Consider the following 21,276-nt stretch of genomic DNA (forward strand, 5'->3'; position numbering starts at 1 on the left):
CGGGAAGTTGGCCCCATCAAATCAACGAGAGGATTTTTCATGGACGCCTCCATTGTCTTTCGCAAGACCGGCAAAGGCATCGCCGAAATCGATCGCGACGAGCGACGCCTGGGTACCCAGGCGCGTCAGCTCCTCATTCTGATCGACGGCAACCGTACCGTCGGCGATCTGGGTTTGCTCATGCCGTCCCTCGGCGACGTGCGACCCACCCTGCGCGATCTGTTGTTCGAAGGTCTGGTGACCACCAGTTCACCGGAAGCCATGGAATCTCCGGAGTATCCGGAATTGCCGGGACTGCCGTCGTCGTCGTCCCGCCCAGCGGTCGCGCAGCCCAGGGTGCCAGATCCCAAGGTCGACACTCTCTCGCCGCCGCCTTCGAGGACCGAAGCCCTAGCCGGAGGAACTCTGCCGACGGGCATCGAGCCTTCGGTGTTGCCGGCCGTCGAAGGGGCCGCCGCGGTGTCCGAGCCGGAGCCCCCACCGATGCCCGAATCGCCGCCGCCAGCAGCGGATCCCAGCGCGGCGCGATTCGCCGAGATGAAGGGACTTTTCCTGCGAGAGGTTCGCGACCTTTTTCTACGGGACGCGGATCTGATCGCCCCGAAGGTCAAGGCTTGTCAGTCCGTGACCGAATTGAGCTTGCTGGCCACCAAACTGCGCGGAATCGCTGAGTCTTACGCCGATTCCGACACGGCGGATCGTTTTTTGACCCGCGTCATGTCCATCCTTTCGGATGGCAACTAGGGACCCGAAACCACGTACCGACCACAGAGCTGTTCGAGGGGTTTTCTGATGAGGAGGACGGATGATGTTTAGTTTGGCTTTGATCACCCAGTATTTCTACTGGATTGCTTTTCTGTGTTTGGCTTCCGGAACGATCTACTTTCTGATGGAGCGGAGTTCACTGCTCGAGGAGTATCGCTCGACGGCTACCGCGGCGGCCATCGTTTGTTTCGTGGCGGCCTGTAACTACTGGGTGATGCAGGACATGGTGGGACGCGACGGGTCGATTGAATCGATCCTCAACTTTCCGACCGAGTTCCGCTACCTCGACTGGTTGATCACCACACCCTTGATCCTGACCAAGTTCCCGTCGCTGCTGGGGTTCGATGAAGAGCGTCGGCCGATGCTTGTGACGCTGATCTTCGCAGACTTGGTGATGATCATCACCGGCTTCGCTGGCGAACAGGCGATCAACCGGGCCGGTGGAGCGTTCTCGCCCCTGGGGGTCGGCATGTTCATCGCTTCGGCGTCGGCCTTCCTGTTCATCGTTTATTTGCTCTATACGGTGGTGACGACCGCCGCTCGGGGCAAACTGCAGCCCATCCAGGACGGCCTGAGGAAGCTCAAGTTGTTCATCGCGATCGGCTGGACGATCTATCCCATCGGCTATCTGGTCTCGATGTTCGGCATCGGTCCCGAGGGACAGGTGCTGCGCGAGCTGATCTACAACATTGCCGACGTCATCAACAAGGTCGGCTTCGGTCTGGTCGCGGTGTTCGCCGTGCGCCAGGTGTCGCGCGATCAGTCGATCCGCAAGGCGATCGCCGACCTGTGATCCGGCTCGCGGGGAGGGGCCCGCTGGCGGCCTTGGGATCCCTGGGATCGTCGATCCGCGGTGCCGCCGTGGCGCTGGCGCCGGCCGGCGCGGTGACCGACGAGCGGTCGGGGACGGTGGCGAGTCGGCGAGCACGCCGACCTGGGCATTCGGTGGTGGTGGGCGGCGGTTTCGGAGGAATCGCCGCCGCCCTCCGCCTGCGGGCCCAGGGTGGAGAGGTCACCCTCGTCGACCGCCTGCCGGAACTGGGTGGTCGCGCTCGGGTCTTCCGGCGCGGTGGCTTTACCTTCGACGCTGGGCCGACGGTGATCACCGCCCCCTTCCTGTTCGAGGAGCTCTTCGCCCTCTTTGGGAAACAGCTAGAGGACTACGCGACCCTGGTGCCCGTCGAGCCCTGGTACCGGATGATGTTCGACGATGGCTCGACCTTCGACTACGGCGGCAGCGTGGAGGACACGCTGGCGGAGATCGAGCGCTTCGAGCCGCGGGACCGCGAAGGCTACCTGACGCTGTTGGCGCACTCTCGCCGGCTGTTCGAGAAGGGTTTCGAGGAACTGGCGGATCGGCCCTTCAGTTCGTGGCGGGACATGCTGCGGGTGCTGCCGGACCTCCTTCGCCTGCGGGCAGACCGCACGGTGTTCGATTTGGTGTCGCGCCACCTCAAGGATCCGAGATTGCGCCAGGCCTTTTCCCTCCACCCGCTGCTGGTCGGCGGCAATCCCTTCACCACCACCAGCATTTACAGCTTGATTCACTCTTTGGAGCGGCGGTGGGGAATCCACTTCCCCCTCGGCGGCACCGGTGCCTTGGTGTCGGCCCTCGGTCGGTTGATGGAGGAGCAAGGAGTACAGGTGCGTTTGGGCACCACCGTCGAGCGCATCGACGTGGCCGCTGGCGGAAGTCATCGCGGCCGAGCGCGCGGAGTGGTGCTCGAAGATGGGGAAGTGATCTCCGCCGACCGGGTGGTGGCGGCGGCGGATCCCGCCTTTGTCTACCGGCATCTCGTCGAGCCGCGCCATCGCCGCCGCTGGAGTGACCGGCGCATCGATCGGATGCGACTCTCTATGGGACTGTTCGTGCTGTACTTCGGTACCGACCGAACGTACCCGGATGTCGCCCACCACACGATCCTGTTCGGCCCGCGCTATCGCGAGTTGCTCGAGGACATCTTTCAAAACCGGGAGTTGGCGCCTGATTTCAGCCTCTACCTCCACCGGCCGACGGCGACGGATCCTTCTCTCGCTCCGGCCGGTCATGACGGCTTCTACGTGCTGTCGCCGGTGCCGCATCTGGGGGCCGACATCGACTGGCCGGTGGAGGGGCCGCGCTACCGGGAACGCATCCTGGAACATCTCGAGGGCCGCCTCTTGCCCAATCTACGGCGGCATCTGGTGGACGATTTCTGGGTGACCCCGCGATATTTCCAGGACGAGCTGCTGAGCCATCGAGGGGCGGGTTTTTCGGTGCAGCCGATCTTGCGCCAGTCGGCTTGGTTCCGCTTCCACAACCGCTCGGAAGATATCGACGGCCTGTATTTCGTCGGCGCCGGTACCCATCCCGGGGCGGGCGTTCCGGGGGTTCTGTCTTCGGCCAAGGTGCTCACCCGGGTCCTCGCCGACGAGGCGGTGGATCGATGACCTCCGTGCCGGGTAACTCGATGGCGGTGGGAGCGGCCGGGTCGATGGCCTGCATGCGCCGCCACGGCTCCACCTTTTCCTGGGCGGGGGGACTTCTACCGGCGGACCGGCGGCGGGACATCTCCCACCTCTACAGCTTCTGCCGGACCGTCGACGATTGGGTGGACAACGCATCCGATCCGGCCTCCCGGCAGATCGCAGCGGAGCGCCTCGCCATGCTGCGCCAGGACCTGACCTGCGGCGCCGGGCGTCTGGCCCTCGGTGCGCAACTTTTGAACCTGGCGGCTTGCTATCGCTTCCGGGTCGCTCCGGCTCTGGCGTTGATCGACGGAGTAGCGCAGGATCTTGAGCCCCAGCAGGGTTTCGCCCGACTGTCGGAACTCCTGCGCTATGCCTATCGGGTGGCAGGGACCGTCGGCGAGATGACCTGCTCGATTCTCGGTGGTGACGATCCCGCCGCGGTCCCCTTCGCGATCGATCTCGGCATCGCCATGCAGCTCACCAACATCGCCCGCGACGTGTTGGAAGACGCCGAGCGCGGGCGATTGTATCTGCCTCGCGAACTCCTGCCGTCGCCGGCAACTCCGGGGACGCTGGTAGCCGGCGACGACCCGGCGCGGGAAAGCGCCTGGTCCGGCGTCCGGTCCCTTCTGGAGGTCGCCGAGCGGTACTATCGCAGCGCCGATCTGGGAGTCGCCCTGTTGCCCTGGCGCAGCCGTCCGACGGTGATGGTGGCGAGCCGGGTCTACGAAGCCATCGGCCTGGAGGTCCTGGATGGCGGTTCCCGCCGCTATTGGCAGGGCCGAGCGCGGGTCGGCCGCGCCGGACGCCTCTGGCATACGGCCCGGGCCTTGGGTGCACTGGGCTCCTATGGGTCACTGCGCCAGGTGCGCCGCCGCCACGAGGCATCTCTTCACGCGGCCCTGGTCGGATTGAGCGGGGCGCTGCAGTGAGGTCAAAGAACACCGACTCCGCTGTGGCCGGAACCGACTACGACATCGTGATCGCCGGCGCGGGCCTGGCCGGAATCAGCATGGCGTGGCGATTGGCGGAGCCGGAATTCGAACATCTGCGGGTGCTGATCGTTGAACCCCGGACGAGCTATTCGCGCGACCGCACCTGGTGTTTCTGGAAGGTTCACGATCAGCCTTTTCAGCATTTGATCAGGCGGGCCTGGATGGGTTGGCGAGTCGTTTCCGAAGACAGTGTCGAGTCGATTTCGGATCCCTCCGCGCCGCTTTACCAGCACCTCTCTTCCAACGCACTCTACGAGGCCTTCGTCGAGCGCCTGGAATCCTGCCGCCATATCGACTTGAAGCTCGGTGTGAAGGTCGACGCGGTGTTCGAAAGCGGCGACGGGCGGCATCTGCGGGTCGTGGCTGACGAACACGAGTGGACGGCCCGCCTGGTCCTCGATAGTCGCCCGCCAGTCGCCGGCGAGGCGGCTTTGGTGCAGCGCTTCAGAGGTTGGGAGGTCGAAACGGAAGAGCCGGTGTTCGATCCGAAGCGGCTGACGCTGATGGACTTTCGCGTCGAGCAGCAACCTGAGGTCGGGACTCATTTCGTCTATGTCTTGCCCTTCAACCCGCGACGGGCCCTGGTGGAAGACACCTGGATCGGCTCGTCCTCGGCCGCCGCGCCGGACTTCGACCGCCACTTGGCCTACTACCTGGAACATCGGCTGGGAGCGAAGAGTTGGGTCCGCGGGTGGAGCGAAGAGGGTGCCCTGCCGATGGATCCGGGGCTCAGGCCTCCGGTGGGACGTCGGCGCCATCTTCCGATCGGCATTGCGGCCGGTGCGCTGCGGGCGTCCACCGGCTATGGGTTCCTCCAGGTGCAGCGCCAGTGCGACGGATTGGTCGAACAGTTGCGACGTTCCTGCGCCCTGGAGCGCGGCCTGTTCGTCGAGTCTCCCACCAGATCCGTGACTCGCTGGATGGATCGCGTTTTCCTGAACTACTTGCGGCGCTATCCGGAAAGAGGTCCTGGTCTCTTCTCGGCGCTTTTTCGCCGCTGTCCGTCGCCGGCTCTGGTGCGATTCCTCGGCGGTACCGGAGGTGCCTTGGATCACCTCCGAGTCGTTGCGTCCCTGCCCGCGCTGCCGCTTCTCGGCGAAGCCCTGCGCTGGAGACCACACCATGCGACCTGAGTTGTCCGCTCAGCGGACCCACCGCCGCTGGGTGGCGGTCGTGCCTTGGCTGCTGGCGCTGCTGGCGCCACAGCCCTCGGCGTCGATTCAGATCGCCTTGCTGGCTCTCGGGGTAGCGTTTCTTGGCTTGCCTCATGGCGCGCTCGATCATCGCGTCGCGCGGCCCTTGCTGGCGAATCGCTGGGGTTCTGGGTGGCTACCGCTCTTCTTGGTGGCCTACCTCGCCGTCGCCGCCCTCGTCCTGGCCGCCTGGTGGTGGATTCCGGCGCTCACCCTGGTGGGATTCCTGCTCTTGTCGATCGTCCACTTCGGCGCCGACGCCGCCGGCGACACCGGCGGCAGCCTGCATTCCATGGCCCTCCACGGCGGCCTGCCGGTGGTTTTTCCCTGCGCCTTCCATTCGCAAGAGGTGGCGGCTCTCTTCGGAGCGCTCGTTCCCGGCGCCCGGTGGGCGGAAGAGGTTGCCCGTATCGGCTGGATAGGAGCCGTTCTATGGTGCCTGCTCTTCGCGGTTGCCGCCCTGCGGCGAGAGCAGCCGTTGGGCGATCTTTGGATGCTGGCCGGTTTGGCGCTGATGTTCTGGCGCTTGCCGCCGCTCCTGGCCTTCGCGGTCTACTTCTGCGGCGTTCACTCGATCCATCATCTGCTCGAAGTCGTCCGCGAAGAGGCGCCGGCCGGAGAAGAGGGACTGAACTGGCTGCTGCGGGAGGCTTTGCCGTTGACGACCTTGACGCTCTTGCTCGTGGTGAGCGTCGCACCCGCCGTGAGCGCCGACTCGACGCTGACGGAAGGCACGGTGCGGATGATCTTTTGGGTCCTCGCGGCCCTGACGGTGCCGCATATGGGACTGCTATGGGTATGGAACCGCGCCCGGCGTCAGGGCCTCGCCGACTCGGTGAGGACGGACCGGAAGGCGTCCTTCTCGGGCAGTTCAGTACCGTCGCAATCCAGGTGAAACAGATCTTGGTGGAATCTTTGGGATGAATTCTTTGGGAAAGGAGATGGGACGATGAAAGGTGCATTCAAAGGGTTGAAGATACTCATTCTCTGCGCGTTTACCCTGTTGAGCGCCTGGGGCGTCGGCGCGCAGGAATTCGAGTGTCGAAACGGTGAGTTGCCGGCCGCCGAGGCCGATGGCGTGGTGCGGATTTTCAAGCCGGTGGTGGTGGACGAGTCGTTCGACCAGACCATGCGCCCCCGCCGCTATCACCAACCTTGGAAGCGACTGCAGTATGCGGTGCCGGCCGGAACGACCTTGATCGAGGGATTCGGTCCGCCGAGCGGCGGGGCGGCGGATCAGTCGAGAGTTTTTCGCGGTGACGACACCTTGCCCCTCGGCGTGGCCGAGAAAACCGCCTGTGAGCGCTTTCGCGAGGCCAGCTTCACGGTGTACTCAAAGGATCGGGCCGACCGCGAGTTCGTCCGCGATGCCGAGATGAAAGTCGCCTTGGCAAAGCTCGAAGGACGCCTGGACAGGGTGACTTCGGAACTCACCCAAGCGAAGCGTGAATCTTCGCGTTTGGTCCGCCGGGTGGGAGAACTCGAGGCGGAGTTGGAAGCGGTGCGGGCGATCCAAGCGGGATCCCCCTAGCTTGCCTTTCAGTCCGTCCTTCCCAAGGAGCAGCCGTTTGCCGGCCGCTCCTTGAAGCCTAGGGCTTTGACTATGACCGCCGCTCCCAAGACCAGGTTGGCGGGGGGCGCACCGGTCCAATAGCCGGTCGCGCAAGACAGCGTGTCGCCTTTGCCGCCGTGGGTCACGAATTCGGTCGGGGCTTCGATCGAGCCGGCACAATGGCTCTCAGTGGATTCATTGGGTCGATGATGTACTGAGAAAAAGCGTGGCTTTGGCGCGCACCGTTCCCTCTGACGTGTAAAATGCAGGAATTTCAACGTGCAGATGTGATGTTGAACACGTTGAAGACGCGATTAGAAGACGAATTCAGGAGCGAAATTTCTGAATTCTTGTCCCGAGACGCTGGGGATTCAGCTTAAGGCGGGGCAGGATCGACGCACGCGACGACCCTGCCCCTATTGGGCAGCAGAAAGCGGTTGCGGGTGGAGAGACTTGAGAGTTGTCTTCACCCGATTTACTCTCTGGCCACTTACCTTTACGCGGGGCGTGTGGATCTGGATCTAACGGATTTCGCATCGCCGCCCGCGCCGGAGTGGTCTGCCTCTGAGGCGGTGTCAACCCTCTGCTACCTGCACGACAAACCGCAGACCTTCGAAAGTGAATTCGAGGGCTTGAGCACCGCCCGCCTGCGCTCAGATCAAAGGCGAACCGCGCTGCTCTAGAAGGGGGAAACATCATGACGTGGAAAAAGGGATCGCTGAGGACCGAGACACGCTCCACCCGGGCGAGGACATTGTCACTCGTCGTGACCTTCCTTGCCGTGCTGCTGGGCACCGGGGGAGTATTCGCCCAGAACGCTAGCGACGGCGTGAAGCAGGTTCGCGCCTTTCTCCTCGAAGGTCTACTGGCGGTGCGCGGTGTGGTGTCGCCGGACGACAGCGGACACTACGCCGAGAGCATCGGAATCTTCTCCGGCGGCAGCGATGGCGTGGCCTGCACCGGCGCGCATCTGGCCACGGCTCCGGTCGACCAGGCCGGTCACTTCGTCTTTCGCTGTAACGATAGCTTTTGTGTTGCGCCGGCTGCTGATGCCGGCGCCGCGGCGGCGATGTTGCCGCGGCCACCGGCTGCTCCGGTGGGTCCGATGAGCGCGCCTTCGACCGCCGCGGAACCGGAAGAGGGCGAATCCGAAGTGCGATCCGCCAACCCGGCGCCGGGGTCGCCATTTTGCCTGCAGACCAGCCTGGGCGCCTACGCCATCGTCGAAATCGACCCCAAGCCGCACGTCTCCGATCCGTCCCACTTCACCGGGCCGCTGATCGAAGATCTGCCGGAGGGTCTGCGCGAGGCTAACGAGGGATCTTTCGAGGGCGGCCGCACCGGAACCGCCAGGGATACGGAGATCGAGAACGTCGTGCCGGAGAACCAGCAGCGCGCCGACGGCGAGTACAACATCCCGACCAATGGACCCCCGAGCCCGCTCTATGGCGCCCGTGCCTTCGATCAACCGTTGCTGCGCTTCGAAGAGTTTGGCACCCTGGCGGTGGGGTCCGGTGGCCGCGGAGCTTTGCGGGGATTCCCGACACCGGCGGATGCCGAGAGCTATCCCGAGGGCGACGCCCTCGAGGCTTTCCTCGCCCAGGACCGCCTGACCCCGGCGCCGAGCGTTTTCGCCAACACCGCCGATCTCAACCCCTGGCAGGAGCAGATCGAGGCCTACCTCGGCCGTCCGCTGATCAGTCCGCCGGCGGAGGGTCGGCCGCCGGGGCAGGGCTGGTCGCACCAGCGCTACTCGGAGTTTCCCCCCCAGCAGTGGTTCCAGTCGGCGACCACCGGCTCGCGGGTGAACGGCGGCTTCCGGGACGCCCTGCAGGACCACCGCTACAGCGTCGGAGAGTTCGGCCCCGGAGGGCTGTACCACCGGACGGCACCCTCGGCCATCGCCGCGGGTACCGCCGAGGGCGTCGATGTGCGCTTCCATCCGGCGATGCCGGTTCAGGAACCGGACACCCTGTGGACCTTCGACGGCACCTTGCCGCCGAAGTTGCTGCAAGCGCGCTATGGCGAACCGGTGCTCTTCCGGCACTACAACGCTCTACCGATCGATGTGGCGAAGAACCGAGGTTTCGGCCTCCACACCCTGACGACCCACGAGCACAATGGCCACAGCCCGGCCGAGAGCGACGGCTACGCCAACGCCTTCTTTTTCCCGGGGCAGTTCTACGACTATCGCTGGCCGCTGCCCTTGGCCGGCCATGACTCCATCAACACCGACGCGAGCGATCGGCGGGCCGGTCGGCCGGACGGCCGCGGCGGCATCGTCAACATCCGCGGCGACTGGCGCGAAACCATGAGCACCCATTGGTTCCACGACCACATGCTCGATTTCACGGCGCAGAATGTCTACAAGGGCAGCGCCGCGATGATGAACTACTACAGCGCCCTCGACCGTGGCAACGAAGGTTTGAACGACGGCGTGAACCTGCGCTTGCCCAGCGGCACCGCCCTCGACTGGGGCAACCGCGACTACGACGTCAATCTGATGATCGCCGACAAGGCCTGGGACCGCGACGGTCAGCTGTGGTTCAACCCCTTCAACCGCAACGGTTTCCTGGGTGATCATCTGCTGGTCAATTGGCTCTACAAGCCGTACCTCGACGTGCGGGCCCGGAAGTACCGCTTGCGCATTCTGAACGGCTCCGTCTCCCGCTACTTCAAGATCGCCTTGGTCGACGAGGCCGGCCAGCCGGTGCCCTTCTACATGATCGCCAACGACGGCAACATCATGGAGCACACGGTGTACTTCGAGAACGGCGAGCTGCCCACCCAGGGCATCGCCGAGCGCTACGACATCATCGTCGACTTCAGCTCGTTCGAGCCCGGCGACCGTCTGTATTTCGTCAACATGCTGCCGCACGAGGACGGCCAGGTGACGGAGTTTCCGATCCCGCTGGCGGACATCGTGAGCGGCGTCTACGATCCGCGCACCGTCGATGACGACGGCGACGTGCTGCCGGACCGCTGGGTGGGAGGCGACCCGGCCGTCGGCAAGTTCCTCGAGTTCCGGGTCCAGGCCTACGCCGGCACGGACCTGAGCCTCGATCCGGCGGAGTATCTGCCCGGCGGCCAGAAGCTCATACCGCTCCGCCGGCCGACGGACGAAGAATTGGCGAACGCCCTCCATCGCACCTTCCTGTTTGAAAAGGAACCGACGGACGAAAAGCCCTGGGTGATCGAAACGGACGGTAGCTCGAAGGGCGTCGGGATGGATCCGCGCCGGCTCTCCGCCGCACCGGAGAAGAACAAGAGCGGCTTGGAAGTGTGGCGTCTGATCAACGGCGGCAATTGGAGCCACCCGATCCACATCCACTTCGAAGAGGGCATCATCCTGCGCCGCGGCGGCAAGGAACCGCCGGAGTGGGAGAAGTGGGCGCGCAAGGACATGTACCGCATCGGCCCGCAGGAAGACAGCGGCTCGATCGTCGAGGTGGCTTTGCGCTTCCGGGAGTTCGCCGGCACCTACATGGAGCACTGCCACAACACCCAACACGAGGACCACGCCATGCTGCTGCGGTGGGACATCGAGCACCCGGGCCAGGTCAAGCTGATGCCCACGCCAATGCCCACCTGGGACGGTGTCGAGTATGTCGATACGCGCGCTCTGCCGACCTTCCGCACCGGCGACGGTGTCGGCGACAAGGGACCTGAACTCGACGCCGTTGAACGGTGGGTGAGAAACAGTGTCATCGAAGAGCTGGACCTGATGAACACGGTGATCGGAGACGCCCTCCATCCGACCGAGGACGAGCGCGGCAAGATCACCTACCCGCTGCAGAAGGGCATCAACATCGACGGCGGCATCGAACGCGAGGTGTACTTCGTGCTGCACGACATCAGCGACGAAGAACTGGCGGACGAGCTGGGCATCATCTATGCCGGGGCGCTGCGCGACACGCCCCTCGACGCGACGGGGCCGGCGACCATCTCCGGGGACGGCGAGTGGACCTTCTACGGCAACCTGCCCAACCCGGTCTATACCCCTGACGCGCCGCCGCAGGACGACAACAACACCTACACGCCGATGCGCCGGGTGGTGATCAACGGCAAGACGGTGATCGTCAATGCCTTCTTCGTCAACTGGGGGAGTCAGCCCTGGGAGCAGCTCCGCATCGATCAGTCCTGCGTCGCCTTCCCGGACGATCCGCCCAACACCACCTGCATGTACAACGGCGCCGTGTGGGGCGGTGACCCGGTCAACTCCGGCCACGCTCTGGCGATTGATGTGGACGGTCCCAACCCGAGCGTCTCCCTGAAGCTCCACAAGTCGTGGTTCGATGACGAGTACCTGCCGTACTACATTGTGGTGGACACCTATCCGTTCCCGCCGGCTAGGGGAATGGGCATCCCCTATGTGCCGAAGCATCGCTTCCTGGCGAACACGGCGGTGCCGTTGATCCAGTTCTTGCCGCCGCAGCCCCTCAACTCGTCGTACCCGCCGACCCCTTCGGACGGTCACGGCATCGCCGGTGGCGGCCCCCTCGGCGGTCAAATCGGCCTGCCGTCGTACTTCATGCCGGGCGACGAGTTCAGCCCCATGTGGCACATCGGCTTCGCCCATTGGTTGGAGCCGGCGGAGGGCGTCGTCAAATCCCTCGAAGACGTGCAGGACCTGCGGCGCGAGGGCAAGATCGAGGTTCTGGAGTGGCCGGCGGTGCCGAACATCGGCTTGAACAACTACTTGTTCAAGAACGCCCACCCGCCCCATGTGGTGAACTGTCCGACGCCGGTCACCCTGGACGTCGCTATCCACCGCGCCACGCGCTAGCAGATTGCTGAATGGGGCTCCGTCCATGATTTCAGCTTCTCTGCTCGCCCGTTCTTCTCTCCACCTTCGTCGCGAGAGGGCGCAGGCGCCTGGAGCTGCAAGGAGTTCGGTTCTCGAAGCGACGGAGTCGTACTTTCAGTACGTCGAGGAGCGGAGAGGTCAAAGGACGCAGCAGATGCAGGTGCATCCGCCCTCGCTGCAGAAGGCTGGTGAGAAGGAAGGGCTAGTTGTTTCGGTCAGGGGGGCTCGGCGCCCCCCTCGCCCGAAAGCTCCAGCCTTTCGGCGCTCACCCCGGTCCTCGGCGGCTCCGCCGCCGCCGAGCCTTTCAGGCTTGGTGCAGCAGCGAGCCACCACCCACGCCTGCAACCGACATGCTCAATCTCTCAGGAGTTTCTCCATGAAGATCTTCAGTGGTGTTGCCGGGCTGCTGCTGCTTCTGAGCGGCCCGCCGATCCTGGCCGACACGCCGTGGGACGCCGAGTATTTCCCCAACGTGCCGCTCACCACTCACCGAGGGGAAACCGTGCACTTTTTCGACGATTTGATCGACGACAAAGTGGTGGTGATCAACTTCATCTACACCGTCTGCCCCGACACCTGCCCGCTCGAAACCGCCCGTCTGGCGAAAGTCCAGGAACTCCTCGGTGACCGGGTCGGCGACGACATCTTCATGTACTCGATCACCATCGATCCGGAAAACGATACGCCCGAGGTGCTGGCTCAGTATGCCGAGCGCTACCGCGCTGGGCCGGGCTGGACCTTCCTGACCGGCGACGAAGCGGACATCACCCTGCTGCGCCAGAAGCTCGGCTTGTATATTGAAGAGATCCAGGACGGCTCGAACAACCACAACTTGAATTTGATCATCGGCAACCAGGCGACGGGGCAGTGGATGAAACGCTCGCCCTTCGAAAACCCCTACGTCCTCGCCACTCAGATCGGCAGTTGGTTGACCGGCTGGAAGGCGCCACCGCGGGCTCTTCTCGACTATGCGGCGGCTCCCAAGGTGAGGGACATTTCGCAGGGCGAGCACCTCTTTCGCACCCGCTGCTCCACCTGTCACACCATCGGTAACGGAGAAGAGGGGCTACCCGAAGGGCTGCGCGGTCCCGACCTGTTGGACGTCACGCAGCGACGTGAGCCGGCCTGGCTGGAGCGCTGGATCGCGGAGCCGGATGTGATGCTGGAGGAGCGCGATCCCATCGCCATGGGCCTGTACGCCAAATACGATGAACTGCCCATGCCCAACATGCGCCTGAGCCCGGTGGATGTGGAGGATCTGATCCGATTCATCGACAGCGAGGGCCGGCGGGTGCGCATGCAGCGGGCCCGGGAGAAGAACCGCCAGCGCGACACCGTCGCCCTGGCCTCTCACTCGGCAGTCAAGACCCGAGCCGGTAGTACCGCCCAGCCAACCGCCCCGGCGGGCGACGTGGTGGCGGTGATGAACGCATGGGTCCGTGAGGCCCATCCGGATGCCAAGGCCCACGGCGGCTACATGACGCTGATCAACGTGGGTGCTGAGGAAGTCACCCTCATCGCTCTTGCCAGCCCGCAGTACGAAGAGGTGGAGATGCACGAGATGGCCCACGAAAACGGCATGATGAGAATGCGGGAGCGATCGCAGATCGTCATCCCCGGTGGTGGACAAGCGCGCTTCGAGCCGGGCGGTCAGCACCTGATGCTCAAAAGTCCGAAGGTGGCTCTGGTGAGCGGCGAACCGGTGGAATTGACCTTGACCTTCCTAAGCGGCAGGAAGCAGGCGGTGACCGTGAAGGTGGAGGATCGGTAGTAGGTGCCTGCGGAGTGGACTGCGCGCGAGAGGCGTCTCCTTCAGGCGGCGCCCTGGTCCCTCGGAGGGTCGGCGATGGAGCCGCCGAGCACTTCCGTCAGTACCCGACAGGCATCGTTAGCGGTGAAGATGCCCGCCAAGCGACCCTCCTTGGTGATCAGCGTCGACCCGATCCGCCGACGGTGCATCTCGGCCGCAACTTCGGTGACCGGCGTCGACATCTTCGCAGTGTAGACGTCGAAGACGCACGCCGAGCGCACTCGGATCTCACCTGCCCGGTTCGAACTCTGGGGCCGTAGGCTCGCCACCAGCTTGAGGTCGCGGTCCGTCACCAGACCCACGAGCTTGCCATCTTCTTTGACGGGTAGATGGCGGATCTCGTGCTCCACCATCATGCGGCGCGCGTCGGTGAGTGGCGCGTCGATGTCGATGGCGTGCGGAAAGGGCGTCATCACCGCGCCCATCGGCGGAATCTCGCGGTCCGCCGTCACGACCTCTTCTTGGGGGTCGGTCCCGGCTTCACCACAAAGCGGTGGTCTTCCACCAGGCGGAGCAGGTCAAAAGAACTGATGATGCCGACGATCGCTTTCTCGTGAGTCACGACGGCGTGATGAATGCGCTGGTTACGCATCAGCCGTGCGGCCTGGTGGACGCTGTTGTACTCGGGAATGGTGTAGACCCGGTCCGTCATCACTTTGGTGATCGGCGTTCCGTCGTTCGCGGCCAATAGGTCCACGGCCGAGACGATCCCGACCGGCTGATCGTCGGAATTCACCACCGGGACGGCATGGAGCTTGTTGCGCTCCAGGAGACCGCGGACGTGGGCCACCGTGTGATGCGGCTGGGCTCGGATGACGTTTCTGGACATGAGGTCTGCAATCTTGACGTTCATATCGAGAATGCTAGCAACCAGCGAGGGTCCAGGGCTCCACCCCTTGGGGTAGGGCTGCGACGCTCAGGGCTTCCCTCCAGAGGAGGGGCGGATGGCTTGAAACTCCGGTCCGGGCTTGCCGCTGACGGGCTGGAAGGCTCCATCGACCTGCCGCTCGGTGGTCCAGTCCAGGACGCCGTCCGGTCGCAGATGAAAGGTCTCCCGGTACAGGCGAACGTCGCCGGATGGATCGATCACATCGTAGACCCGGCGGATGGTTTTGGCGTCCACGGGCTCGTAGTAGCCGTCGAAGACCAGGTTGTCGGTGCTCTGTTCTGCCAGGAATTCGGCCCGCTGCGAGACCGGATTCCACACCAGGATACCGGTCGTCGAGAGTTCGCTGCCATGCGGCAGGCCCTCTTCGATTCGAACCGAAGTGCGGCCTTCATTCCACTGCAGATTCAGCGGTACGAGGCTTCTCAGCTCGGGATTCTTGTCGAGCGGTTCCCAGTCCGGGTGAGGGTGCCAAAGCCCCATGAAGGGTTCGAGAAACGCCAGCGGTGTGTCCTCCTCGGAGCTGGTCTTTCCGGCGAGCAGTATCGGAGAGACCACCAGTTGGAGTAGTAGCACCCCGGTGAAAACGGCGACGGCTCGACCCCCGCGATGAGTCTGCTTCTTTTGCATCTAGAACTCCCTTTCCCTTTGCCTGTGGCGAGCGATCCGATCCTTTCCCCGGGCGATGGTCTAGTCCGGGGGCCCGGCTCGAAGTATCTCAAGGCGGGGAGAAGGTTTACTGCCGCCGTAACCTTTCTCCCTTCAGTCTTCCTAAGGTTGCTAACGAAGCGAGAATCGCTTTTCCGCCGGGAGCAAAGTGCCGCGCTTTCGCGGGCCTGGGTTCCGGCTTTCACGGAAACCGAAGGAGAGGAGCCGATGATGGCGTTTACGTTCGAAGAGGTGTCGACCTACACAGTGTTTCTTTACGGCGGCCCGGATGGTAACTCCGGTGCCGAAGCCGCGGTGTCTCTGGTGATTCCGGACGGCTGGGTATTCCTACGTTTCTATCCGCAGGACTCCACTTTGCCGCCCAACAAGACGGCGCCTCATATTTCCGGCAAGACGCTCTACTACCTGAACTATCGCTACGATCAGCTCGCGAACTCGATCGACATCCTGCGCAACGAAAAGCCGATCAAGTTCTTCTACCGCGACGACACCCACGCCGGCTACATCACCACCGCGGCGGAACCGGTGGGCGAGGAGGAGACTCCCTGATCCGCCAGAGGCATGATGTGGTTGGGCCGAGCGCGCTGGCCGCGGGTGCCGCGCGCTCGGTGTTCTTTTTCTTTGATAGCTTGGAAGGCTGAAGAATAGTCTTAAATCAAACCCGAGACAGGAAGATCGCCAGTGATCCACGTTGAGCACGGTCGCCTACCTCGCCCGAAGGGCTTTGACGCTGCCGCCCAGGAGGCACTCGAGCGCCGAGAGGTGACTCTTGAGAAAGCGAAGAAGGGTGCTTCTCGGGCTTTCCGCAGCTTGCCAGGAAAACATCCTGGACTCAAAGAGACGTTGGGGGAGATCTTCTCGAACAAATGCGTCTATTGCGAGTCGCCGATCCCCAATCGTTGGGACAGCGTCATCGACCACTTTCGGCCCAAGAGCGGGGCGCGCGGTCATGAACACGCCGGTCAAGAATCGAAAGATGTTTGGCGATATGCCCAACACTACTGGTGGCTGACCTGGGAATGGCGCAACCTTTATCTGTCCTGCCGTACCTGCAACCAAAACAAGGCGACTTGGTTCCCAGTAATAGGGAAGAGGGTGCCGGAACGGACCCCGTGGGAGAAACTCGGCAGGGAGGGGCGCCTGTTTCTAGACCCGTGCGTTGACGACCCAGCCGAATTCCTCGACTGTGACAACCAGGGGCTGCTGCAGGTACATCCGGAGGCATCTGGCGATTGGGGCAAGGTGAGCGCCCAGACAACGATCGACTTGATCGGCCTCAACCGCACTGAACTCATCAAGGCCCGCCGCGAGCGTATTGAGGAGTACGACAGATCCCTCGGCAAGGTCGAGGAGGCTTCTGCCTTGGATGAGGAGTTCCTGTCAGATCGTGCCCCGTATGCCCTTGCCTGCCGCCGGTGGCGGCTTCGCCGACGGCCGCGTATGGCGTCGATCAGCCCTGATCGTTCGTTGGGAGTGTCGGCAGTGCGTGGCTCTACACCTGCTGCGGAACCGACCATTCGGCAGGAGCCGGTCTCCGTCGACTTTTCGCTCGACGCGGCGCCGAAGCTCGAACGGCTCACCTCGTACCTCGAGCGCATCGTGATCGAGAACTTCCAGCCGATCGCCAGGCTCGAGATCGAACCGCCGACGAGCGCCGTGGCGGAGGACCTCGGTGAGGCCCTGGAACAGGAAGTCTCGGTGGAATCCACTCGAGAGGATCCCGATCCGGTGGTCGACGGCGTGGGTTGGAGCGTCGTCTTGGGGGAAAACGGCTGCGGCAAGAGCAGTTACCTCAAGGCCGTGGCCCTTGGCCTGGTGGGCGAAGAGCAGGCCAATGCGCTTTTGAAGGTGTGGGACGTCGAGGCGGGCGATCTCCAGCGCCGCGTGCCGCGGAGTTCCGACGAGGAACCGGCGCCGATGCGCGTCCACCTCGAGCTCTCGGGCCGGCCGCACCAGATCATCTACCGCCTCGATAGCGAGGGCATCCACTTCGAGAAGGGCGCCGAGGGCGTCAGTACCGTGGTGCGGGGCTACGGTACGAGCCGCCTACCGCCGCGCCGCAAAGAAGGTCTGCCCGATGCGCCGCCCCTCGCCAAGGTCGACAATCTGTTCGACCCGCACGCCACGCTGATCAACGCCGAAGCCTGGTTGTTGGAGCAAGACGATGAGACCTTCGAGCGCGCCGCCACGGCCCTTAGCGATCTTTTCGGTCTGGGCGAGGGAGAGGTCTACAAAACGGAACGCCCCCGCCAGGTCAGGGTGCGCCGCGGCAACACCCGCGAGCCGCTGTCGCAGCTCTCGGACGGCTACCAGGCGCTCACCGGCCTGGTGGCCGATCTGATGGCCGCCGTACCGCGCGGGGTGAGCGACTTCCACGAGGAAACCGGCATCGTGCTGCTCGACGAACTCGGTGTCCATCTTCACCCGCGCTGGCGCATGAGCGTCGTCCAGTCCTTGCGCCGGGCCTTTCCGCGGTTTCAGTTTCTCTGCACCACCCACGAACCGCTTTGCCTGCGAGGCCTCAACGATGGCGAAGTCGCCGTCATGCGCCGCTCGTCGGAAGGCTGGTCGATGCTCGAGGAGGACGTGCCGCCGGTTCGTGGTCTGCGCATCGATCAGCTCTTGACCTCGCGGCATTTCGGCCTCCACACCACGATCGACCCGGATCTCGACCAAAAGTTCACCGAGTACTACGACTTGCGGGCGCGCCAGCCGCGCGGCGCGGTCGATGAGCAGAGGTTCGAGCAACTCAAACGCGAACTCGACCCCTACCGGGCTCTCGGCTATACCCGGCGCGATCAGCTCGTCTATGAATTCATCGACGACTTTCTCGCCGAGGAAGGATTCCTGGAGGCGAACGGTCGGTTGAACTCCGTGGAGCGCAGGAAGCTCAAAGGCGAGACCAAGAAAAAGGTCCTCGACGTGTGGCGCCGAGTGGAGTTGGCGAATCGATGAGGCGTTCGGTGCGCAGCGATCTCGATCGTCCCGACGTGTTGGCGCCCGAGAACAGCGACGCCGCGGAGGAGACCGCCAGCAACATCGCCGAAGTTCTCGCTGCCGATGCTGCGGTGCCGGTGCGTAAGCCGGCGCTTAAGTTCAAGGTCTACAAGGATCGGGACATCAAGGTGGCGCTGCACCGGATGTTTCACGGCAAATGCGCCTACTGTGAATCGCGCTACTTCGCCGCCACGCCGATGGATGTCGAACACTATCGGCCCAAGAAAGAGGTGGAGAAGTGGAAGGGCGAACCCAAGCGTCGCGGCTACTACTGGCTGGGCGCCGACTGGGAGAATCTTCTGCCGTCCTGCGCCGACTGCAACCGGCGTCGCGAACACTTCGATATGGAAACCGGTGCCGACGGTCCCACCCTCGGCAAGCGGGCCATCTTTCCGCTCCTCGACCCGAGCGCCCGCTGGGAGCGTCACGACCAGGACAACGATGAAGTTCCCCTCCTCCTCAACCCGTGTGATGACGCCCCGGAGCAGCTCTTCCAGTTCGACGAGCTGGGCCTGGTCACCCCCAAGGCCGGTATCTCGGCCGACGAGAAAGAACGAGTCGAGGCCTCGATCGAGATTTACGGTCTCAACCGCCCCGGGTTGGTGCAGGAACGTCTGGCGACTCTTCGTCTCCTGCAGCACAAGATGGCCGTGATCGACCGGGTGGTCGAAATCATGGACGATGCCGCCCCCGGCGGCACCACCCATGCCCTCGCCGAGGATCTCTTACAGTTTCTGCTCAGCGATCTGCGCGCCTTCCAGGAGCCCGAGCAGCCCTACTCCGTGGCGGCGCGGCACATGACGGAGGAGTTCCTAGACGGCTTCGCCTGAATCCGGAGCGACTCTTCCACCGCTTCATCGCCGGCCTCGAAACATCCGCGCTGCGCTCGCGCCGCGGTTTCGAATCGGGTCCGATGGCCCCTGCTCCCTCGATGACGGGCCGACCATCGACGGACGTACGGTGGCATCGGTTCGGTTCAGCTCCCGGTGTCGGGAAAGGTGCGCCCGAGAAACGAGCCGAGCACTTCGTTGAACTGTTTCGGTTGCTCGTTCATCGAGAAGTGAGACGCCTTGTCGATCACGTTGAGCTGCGAGGCCTTGGGGAGGCTGCTCTGGATCTGCTGCATTGCCGACAGCTTGATGACCACATCCTCGTTGCCCCAGATGTTGAGGAACGGGCCTTTGAGGCGCTGTAGCAAGGCGGTCAGGTCGGGGCGGAACGTCCACGCGGCAAGACCGTTGACGAGTCCGACCAGCGAATTGCTGAGCCACTGCTTCTCCCAGGCGGCGATCACCTCGGGATGGGCCTCGATGAAGTCTTCGCTCCAGAAGGAGTGCTTCATGATCGGCAGGGCCAGGCGCAGGATGAGTTGATCGAACCTGCTGCCGCGGGCAGACGACTCGCCACCTTGCTCGAGCTTGTCGAGTTCTTTCTCCAGCAATCCTCCCACCAAATGCTCCAACACTCCGCCGGAGGACAGTTCGGTATCGACCTGGACGACTCCGGCGACCTGGTCGCGATGGGCGACCGCGTGCTGAAGGACGATCGCTCCGCCCTCGGAGTGACCGCACAGGATCGGCTGCTCGAGTCCCAGCTTCTGCAGCAGCACATCCAAGTCGTTGGCAAGATCCAGCATGTGATACTCCGGCGTCGCGCCTTCGGTCTTGCCCATACCGCGCCAGTCGTAGGCCAGGGTCTGGAAAGAGCCCGCAAAGCGCTCGACTTGCGCTCGCCAGTAGGTGAGATCCATGCTCCAGCCGTGAACGAAAACGAGCGGTCGGCCATTCGCCGGCCCGAGCTGATACCAGGTCTGGTTGCCATTGACATCAATGAAACCTTCTTCGAATTCAGTCATGTTTTCCTCCATTGGGAACGGTGCGGGGCGGCTACCAACCCCACATGTCGAGACACGCCCGCTCGACGTCCCGACACGCCCGCCTCGACTTGGTCAGGAACGTCCGGCAGGCGCGGTGGTAGTTGCGACGACAGTTGAGGAGCGCGCCATCGACGTCGTTGACGGCCGACTTCGCCTGGAGATATAGGTAGCGCTCCATCGCTTTGGCGACCGCATGAGCGATCCGGCGGGATGCGACGACCTGGCGCCGGTGACAGCGCTGCACGGTCCGGGCACCCCGCGAATAGCGTTTCTTGTACCTCCGGCGGGACGGTTCGGGAGTCACCATCGTGTTGAGGAACACCCGCAGCCGCTGGTTGAACTCTGCCGGCTGTTCGATCATCGAGTTGTGGCCGGCACCGCGAAGTGGATAGATCGGTGGACGACTGCCCAGGCGCTCTTGCAGCTCGATCATCTCCTCTTTCGAGATGGGCTTGTCCTTCGTCCCCCAGTAAAGGAGAGCGGGATCGTGAAACTGGCGCAGCAGCCGGTTGGCTTCTCGTCGCCGGAAGATCCAGGCCAAGATCCCTTCGAATAGCCCGAACAGGTCGTTGGCGAGCCACTGCTCCCGCCAGCGTTCATACGCCGGTGGCTTGGCGGTGCGGAACTTCTTGGACCAGAACATCTTGCTGATGATCGGGAGCATTTCTTCGAGAAGCCAGCGCTGCTCTTGGTCGAGAGCCCGCTCCTCGGAGGTGAGCGTTCGCCGCGCCGCCATCGTCTTGTTCAGGGTTTGCCCCGGTCGCGGCGCCGCGTGCAGGAAGGCTGCCCTAGCCCGCCGCGCCGGCTCTGCCTCGCGGGCATGATGGCGGACTCGGCGCCGCTGCCCGTAGGCGGAGCCGAGGAAGTCTTCGAGGCTTTTCTGCAGCGCCGTGTCGACCAAGACGATCCGGGAGACCTCGTTCCGGTGATAGAGCGCGTGTCGCAGCACGATGGCGCCGCCCTGGGAATGGCCGCACAGCACCGGCTTTCGGATCTCAAGCTGGTGGAGCAGGGCACGCAGATCGTGGGCCAGGTCCGAGAGATCGAATGGCCTGGGAGACACCGGGGTCTGGCCCATGCCCCGCCAATCGTAGGCCAGGACGGTGTGGCCGGCGCTCCGGAAATGGTCGATTTGGGCGCGCCACGACTCCAGGTCTAGGCTCCAGCCGTGGACGAAAACGATCGGCTGCTCTCTTCCTCGATGTAGCTCGTAGTATGTGCTGATGCCGTTGGCGCTGATGAACTCACCCATGCCGGTCTCCTGGCTCGTCAGGT

At 63.9% G+C, this 21,276-nt stretch carries 16 protein-coding genes and 1 pseudogene; 12 read left to right on the plus strand and 5 right to left on the minus strand.

The window, feature by feature from the left end; genetic code table 11:
* The first annotated feature begins 39 nt into the window (after positions 1–39).
* The 9 genes and pseudogenes from AAF481_16420 to AAF481_16460 all read left to right on the plus strand — a co-directional run bounded on the left by AAF481_16420 (position 40) and on the right by AAF481_16460 (position 13,534).
* Positions 40–744, plus strand: coding sequence for a hypothetical protein (locus AAF481_16420; protein ID MEM7482761.1), 705 nt, complete (start codon positions 40–42; stop codon positions 742–744).
* A 61-nt stretch (positions 745–805) separates the two neighbouring features.
* Positions 806–1,558, plus strand: coding sequence for a bacteriorhodopsin (locus tag AAF481_16425; GenBank protein ID MEM7482762.1), 753 nt, complete (start codon positions 806–808; stop codon positions 1,556–1,558).
* 92 nt (positions 1,559–1,650) lie between these two features.
* Positions 1,651–3,195, plus strand: coding sequence for a phytoene desaturase family protein (gene crtI, locus AAF481_16430; GenBank protein ID MEM7482763.1), 1,545 nt, complete (start codon positions 1,651–1,653; stop codon positions 3,193–3,195).
* Positions 3,192–4,148, plus strand: a complete 957-nt coding sequence (locus AAF481_16435; protein ID MEM7482764.1) for a phytoene/squalene synthase family protein — start codon at positions 3,192–3,194, stop codon at positions 4,146–4,148. Before crtI ends, AAF481_16435 begins: the two co-directional genes overlap by 4 nt.
* Positions 4,149–4,171: 23 nt before the next feature.
* Complete coding sequence (locus tag AAF481_16440; GenBank protein MEM7482765.1) at positions 4,172–5,344, plus strand: lycopene cyclase family protein; 1,173 nt, start codon at positions 4,172–4,174, stop codon at positions 5,342–5,344.
* Entirely contained in the window at positions 5,334–6,299 is a 966-nt protein-coding gene (locus AAF481_16445; GenBank protein ID MEM7482766.1) for a Brp/Blh family beta-carotene 15,15'-dioxygenase, read from the plus strand. Before AAF481_16440 ends, AAF481_16445 begins: the two co-directional genes overlap by 11 nt.
* A 54-nt stretch (positions 6,300–6,353) precedes the next feature.
* Positions 6,354–6,935, plus strand: a complete 582-nt coding sequence (locus AAF481_16450) for a hypothetical protein (GenBank protein MEM7482767.1) — start codon at positions 6,354–6,356, stop codon at positions 6,933–6,935.
* A gap of 1,249 nt (positions 6,936–8,184) precedes the next feature.
* Positions 8,185–10,611 (plus strand): annotated as a pseudogene (locus AAF481_16455) (multicopper oxidase domain-containing protein).
* 1,528 nt (positions 10,612–12,139) lie between these two features.
* Positions 12,140–13,534 (plus strand): copper chaperone PCu(A)C, encoded by a 1,395-nt coding sequence (locus AAF481_16460; protein ID MEM7482768.1) that lies wholly within the window; start codon positions 12,140–12,142, stop codon positions 13,532–13,534.
* A 41-nt stretch (positions 13,535–13,575) separates the two neighbouring features.
* Here the strand turns inward: AAF481_16460 and AAF481_16465 are convergent, their stop codons facing one another.
* The 3 genes from AAF481_16465 to AAF481_16475 form a co-directional block, all read right to left on the minus strand.
* On the minus strand, positions 13,576–14,025 hold the full coding sequence (locus AAF481_16465) for a CBS domain-containing protein (protein ID MEM7482769.1): 450 nt from the start codon (positions 14,023–14,025) through the stop codon (positions 13,576–13,578).
* Entirely contained in the window at positions 14,022–14,402 is a 381-nt protein-coding gene (locus AAF481_16470; protein ID MEM7482770.1) for a CBS domain-containing protein, read from the minus strand. Before AAF481_16470 ends, AAF481_16465 begins: the two co-directional genes overlap by 4 nt.
* 87 nt (positions 14,403–14,489) lie before the next feature.
* The gene (locus AAF481_16475; protein MEM7482771.1) at positions 14,490–15,089 is read right to left on the minus strand and encodes a hypothetical protein; all 600 of its coding nucleotides are present in this window, start codon (positions 15,087–15,089) and stop codon (positions 14,490–14,492) included.
* 246 nt (positions 15,090–15,335) lie between these two features.
* Between AAF481_16475 and AAF481_16480 the strand changes: the two genes are divergently transcribed.
* The 3 genes from AAF481_16480 (at position 15,336) to AAF481_16490 (ending at position 18,955) form a co-directional block, all read left to right on the plus strand.
* Entirely contained in the window at positions 15,336–15,677 is a 342-nt protein-coding gene (locus tag AAF481_16480) for a hypothetical protein (protein ID MEM7482772.1), read from the plus strand.
* 546 nt (positions 15,678–16,223) lie between these two features.
* Positions 16,224–18,083 carry an AAA family ATPase gene (locus AAF481_16485; GenBank protein MEM7482773.1) on the plus strand — a complete coding sequence of 620 codons (1,860 nt, stop codon included), beginning with the start codon at positions 16,224–16,226 and terminating at the stop codon, positions 18,081–18,083.
* Positions 18,080–18,955 carry a retron system putative HNH endonuclease gene (locus tag AAF481_16490; GenBank protein MEM7482774.1) on the plus strand — a complete coding sequence of 292 codons (876 nt, stop codon included), beginning with the start codon at positions 18,080–18,082 and terminating at the stop codon, positions 18,953–18,955. Before AAF481_16485 ends, AAF481_16490 begins: the two co-directional genes overlap by 4 nt.
* 146 nt (positions 18,956–19,101) lie before the next feature.
* Here the strand turns inward: AAF481_16490 and AAF481_16495 are convergent, their stop codons facing one another.
* Positions 19,102–19,980: an alpha/beta hydrolase gene (locus AAF481_16495; GenBank protein MEM7482775.1), complete on the minus strand. Its 879-nt coding sequence runs from the start codon at positions 19,978–19,980 to the stop codon at positions 19,102–19,104.
* A 31-nt stretch (positions 19,981–20,011) separates the two neighbouring features.
* On the minus strand, positions 20,012–21,253 hold the full coding sequence (locus tag AAF481_16500; GenBank protein ID MEM7482776.1) for an alpha/beta hydrolase: 1,242 nt from the start codon (positions 21,251–21,253) through the stop codon (positions 20,012–20,014).
* Positions 21,254–21,276: the final 23 nt, after the last annotated feature.

This window comes from Acidobacteriota bacterium, assembly GCA_039030395.1.
GTDB lineage: Bacteria > Acidobacteriota > Thermoanaerobaculia > Multivoradales > JBCCEF01 > JBCCEF01.

Excerpts from the sequence above, each read along its gene's own strand:
- AAF481_16435 (MEM7482764.1), top strand. The coding sequence starts at position 3,192 with ATGACCTCCGTGCCGGGTAACTCGATGGCGGTGGGAGCGGCCGGGTCG.
- AAF481_16480 (MEM7482772.1), top strand. The coding sequence starts at position 15,336 with ATGATGGCGTTTACGTTCGAAGAGGTGTCGACCTACACAGTGTTTCTT.
- AAF481_16460 (MEM7482768.1), top strand. The coding sequence starts at position 12,140 with ATGAAGATCTTCAGTGGTGTTGCCGGGCTGCTGCTGCTTCTGAGCGGC.
- AAF481_16470 (MEM7482770.1), bottom strand. The coding sequence starts at position 14,402 with ATGTCCAGAAACGTCATCCGAGCCCAGCCGCATCACACGGTGGCCCAC.
- AAF481_16490 (MEM7482774.1), top strand. The coding sequence starts at position 18,080 with ATGAGGCGTTCGGTGCGCAGCGATCTCGATCGTCCCGACGTGTTGGCG.
- AAF481_16425 (MEM7482762.1), top strand. The coding sequence starts at position 806 with ATGATGTTTAGTTTGGCTTTGATCACCCAGTATTTCTACTGGATTGCT.
- AAF481_16450 (MEM7482767.1), top strand. The coding sequence starts at position 6,354 with ATGAAAGGTGCATTCAAAGGGTTGAAGATACTCATTCTCTGCGCGTTT.
- AAF481_16420 (MEM7482761.1), top strand. The coding sequence starts at position 40 with ATGGACGCCTCCATTGTCTTTCGCAAGACCGGCAAAGGCATCGCCGAA.
- AAF481_16475 (MEM7482771.1), bottom strand. The coding sequence starts at position 15,089 with ATGCAAAAGAAGCAGACTCATCGCGGGGGTCGAGCCGTCGCCGTTTTC.
- AAF481_16500 (MEM7482776.1), bottom strand. The coding sequence starts at position 21,253 with ATGGGTGAGTTCATCAGCGCCAACGGCATCAGCACATACTACGAGCTA.
- AAF481_16495 (MEM7482775.1), bottom strand. The coding sequence starts at position 19,980 with ATGACTGAATTCGAAGAAGGTTTCATTGATGTCAATGGCAACCAGACC.
- AAF481_16445 (MEM7482766.1), top strand. The coding sequence starts at position 5,334 with ATGCGACCTGAGTTGTCCGCTCAGCGGACCCACCGCCGCTGGGTGGCG.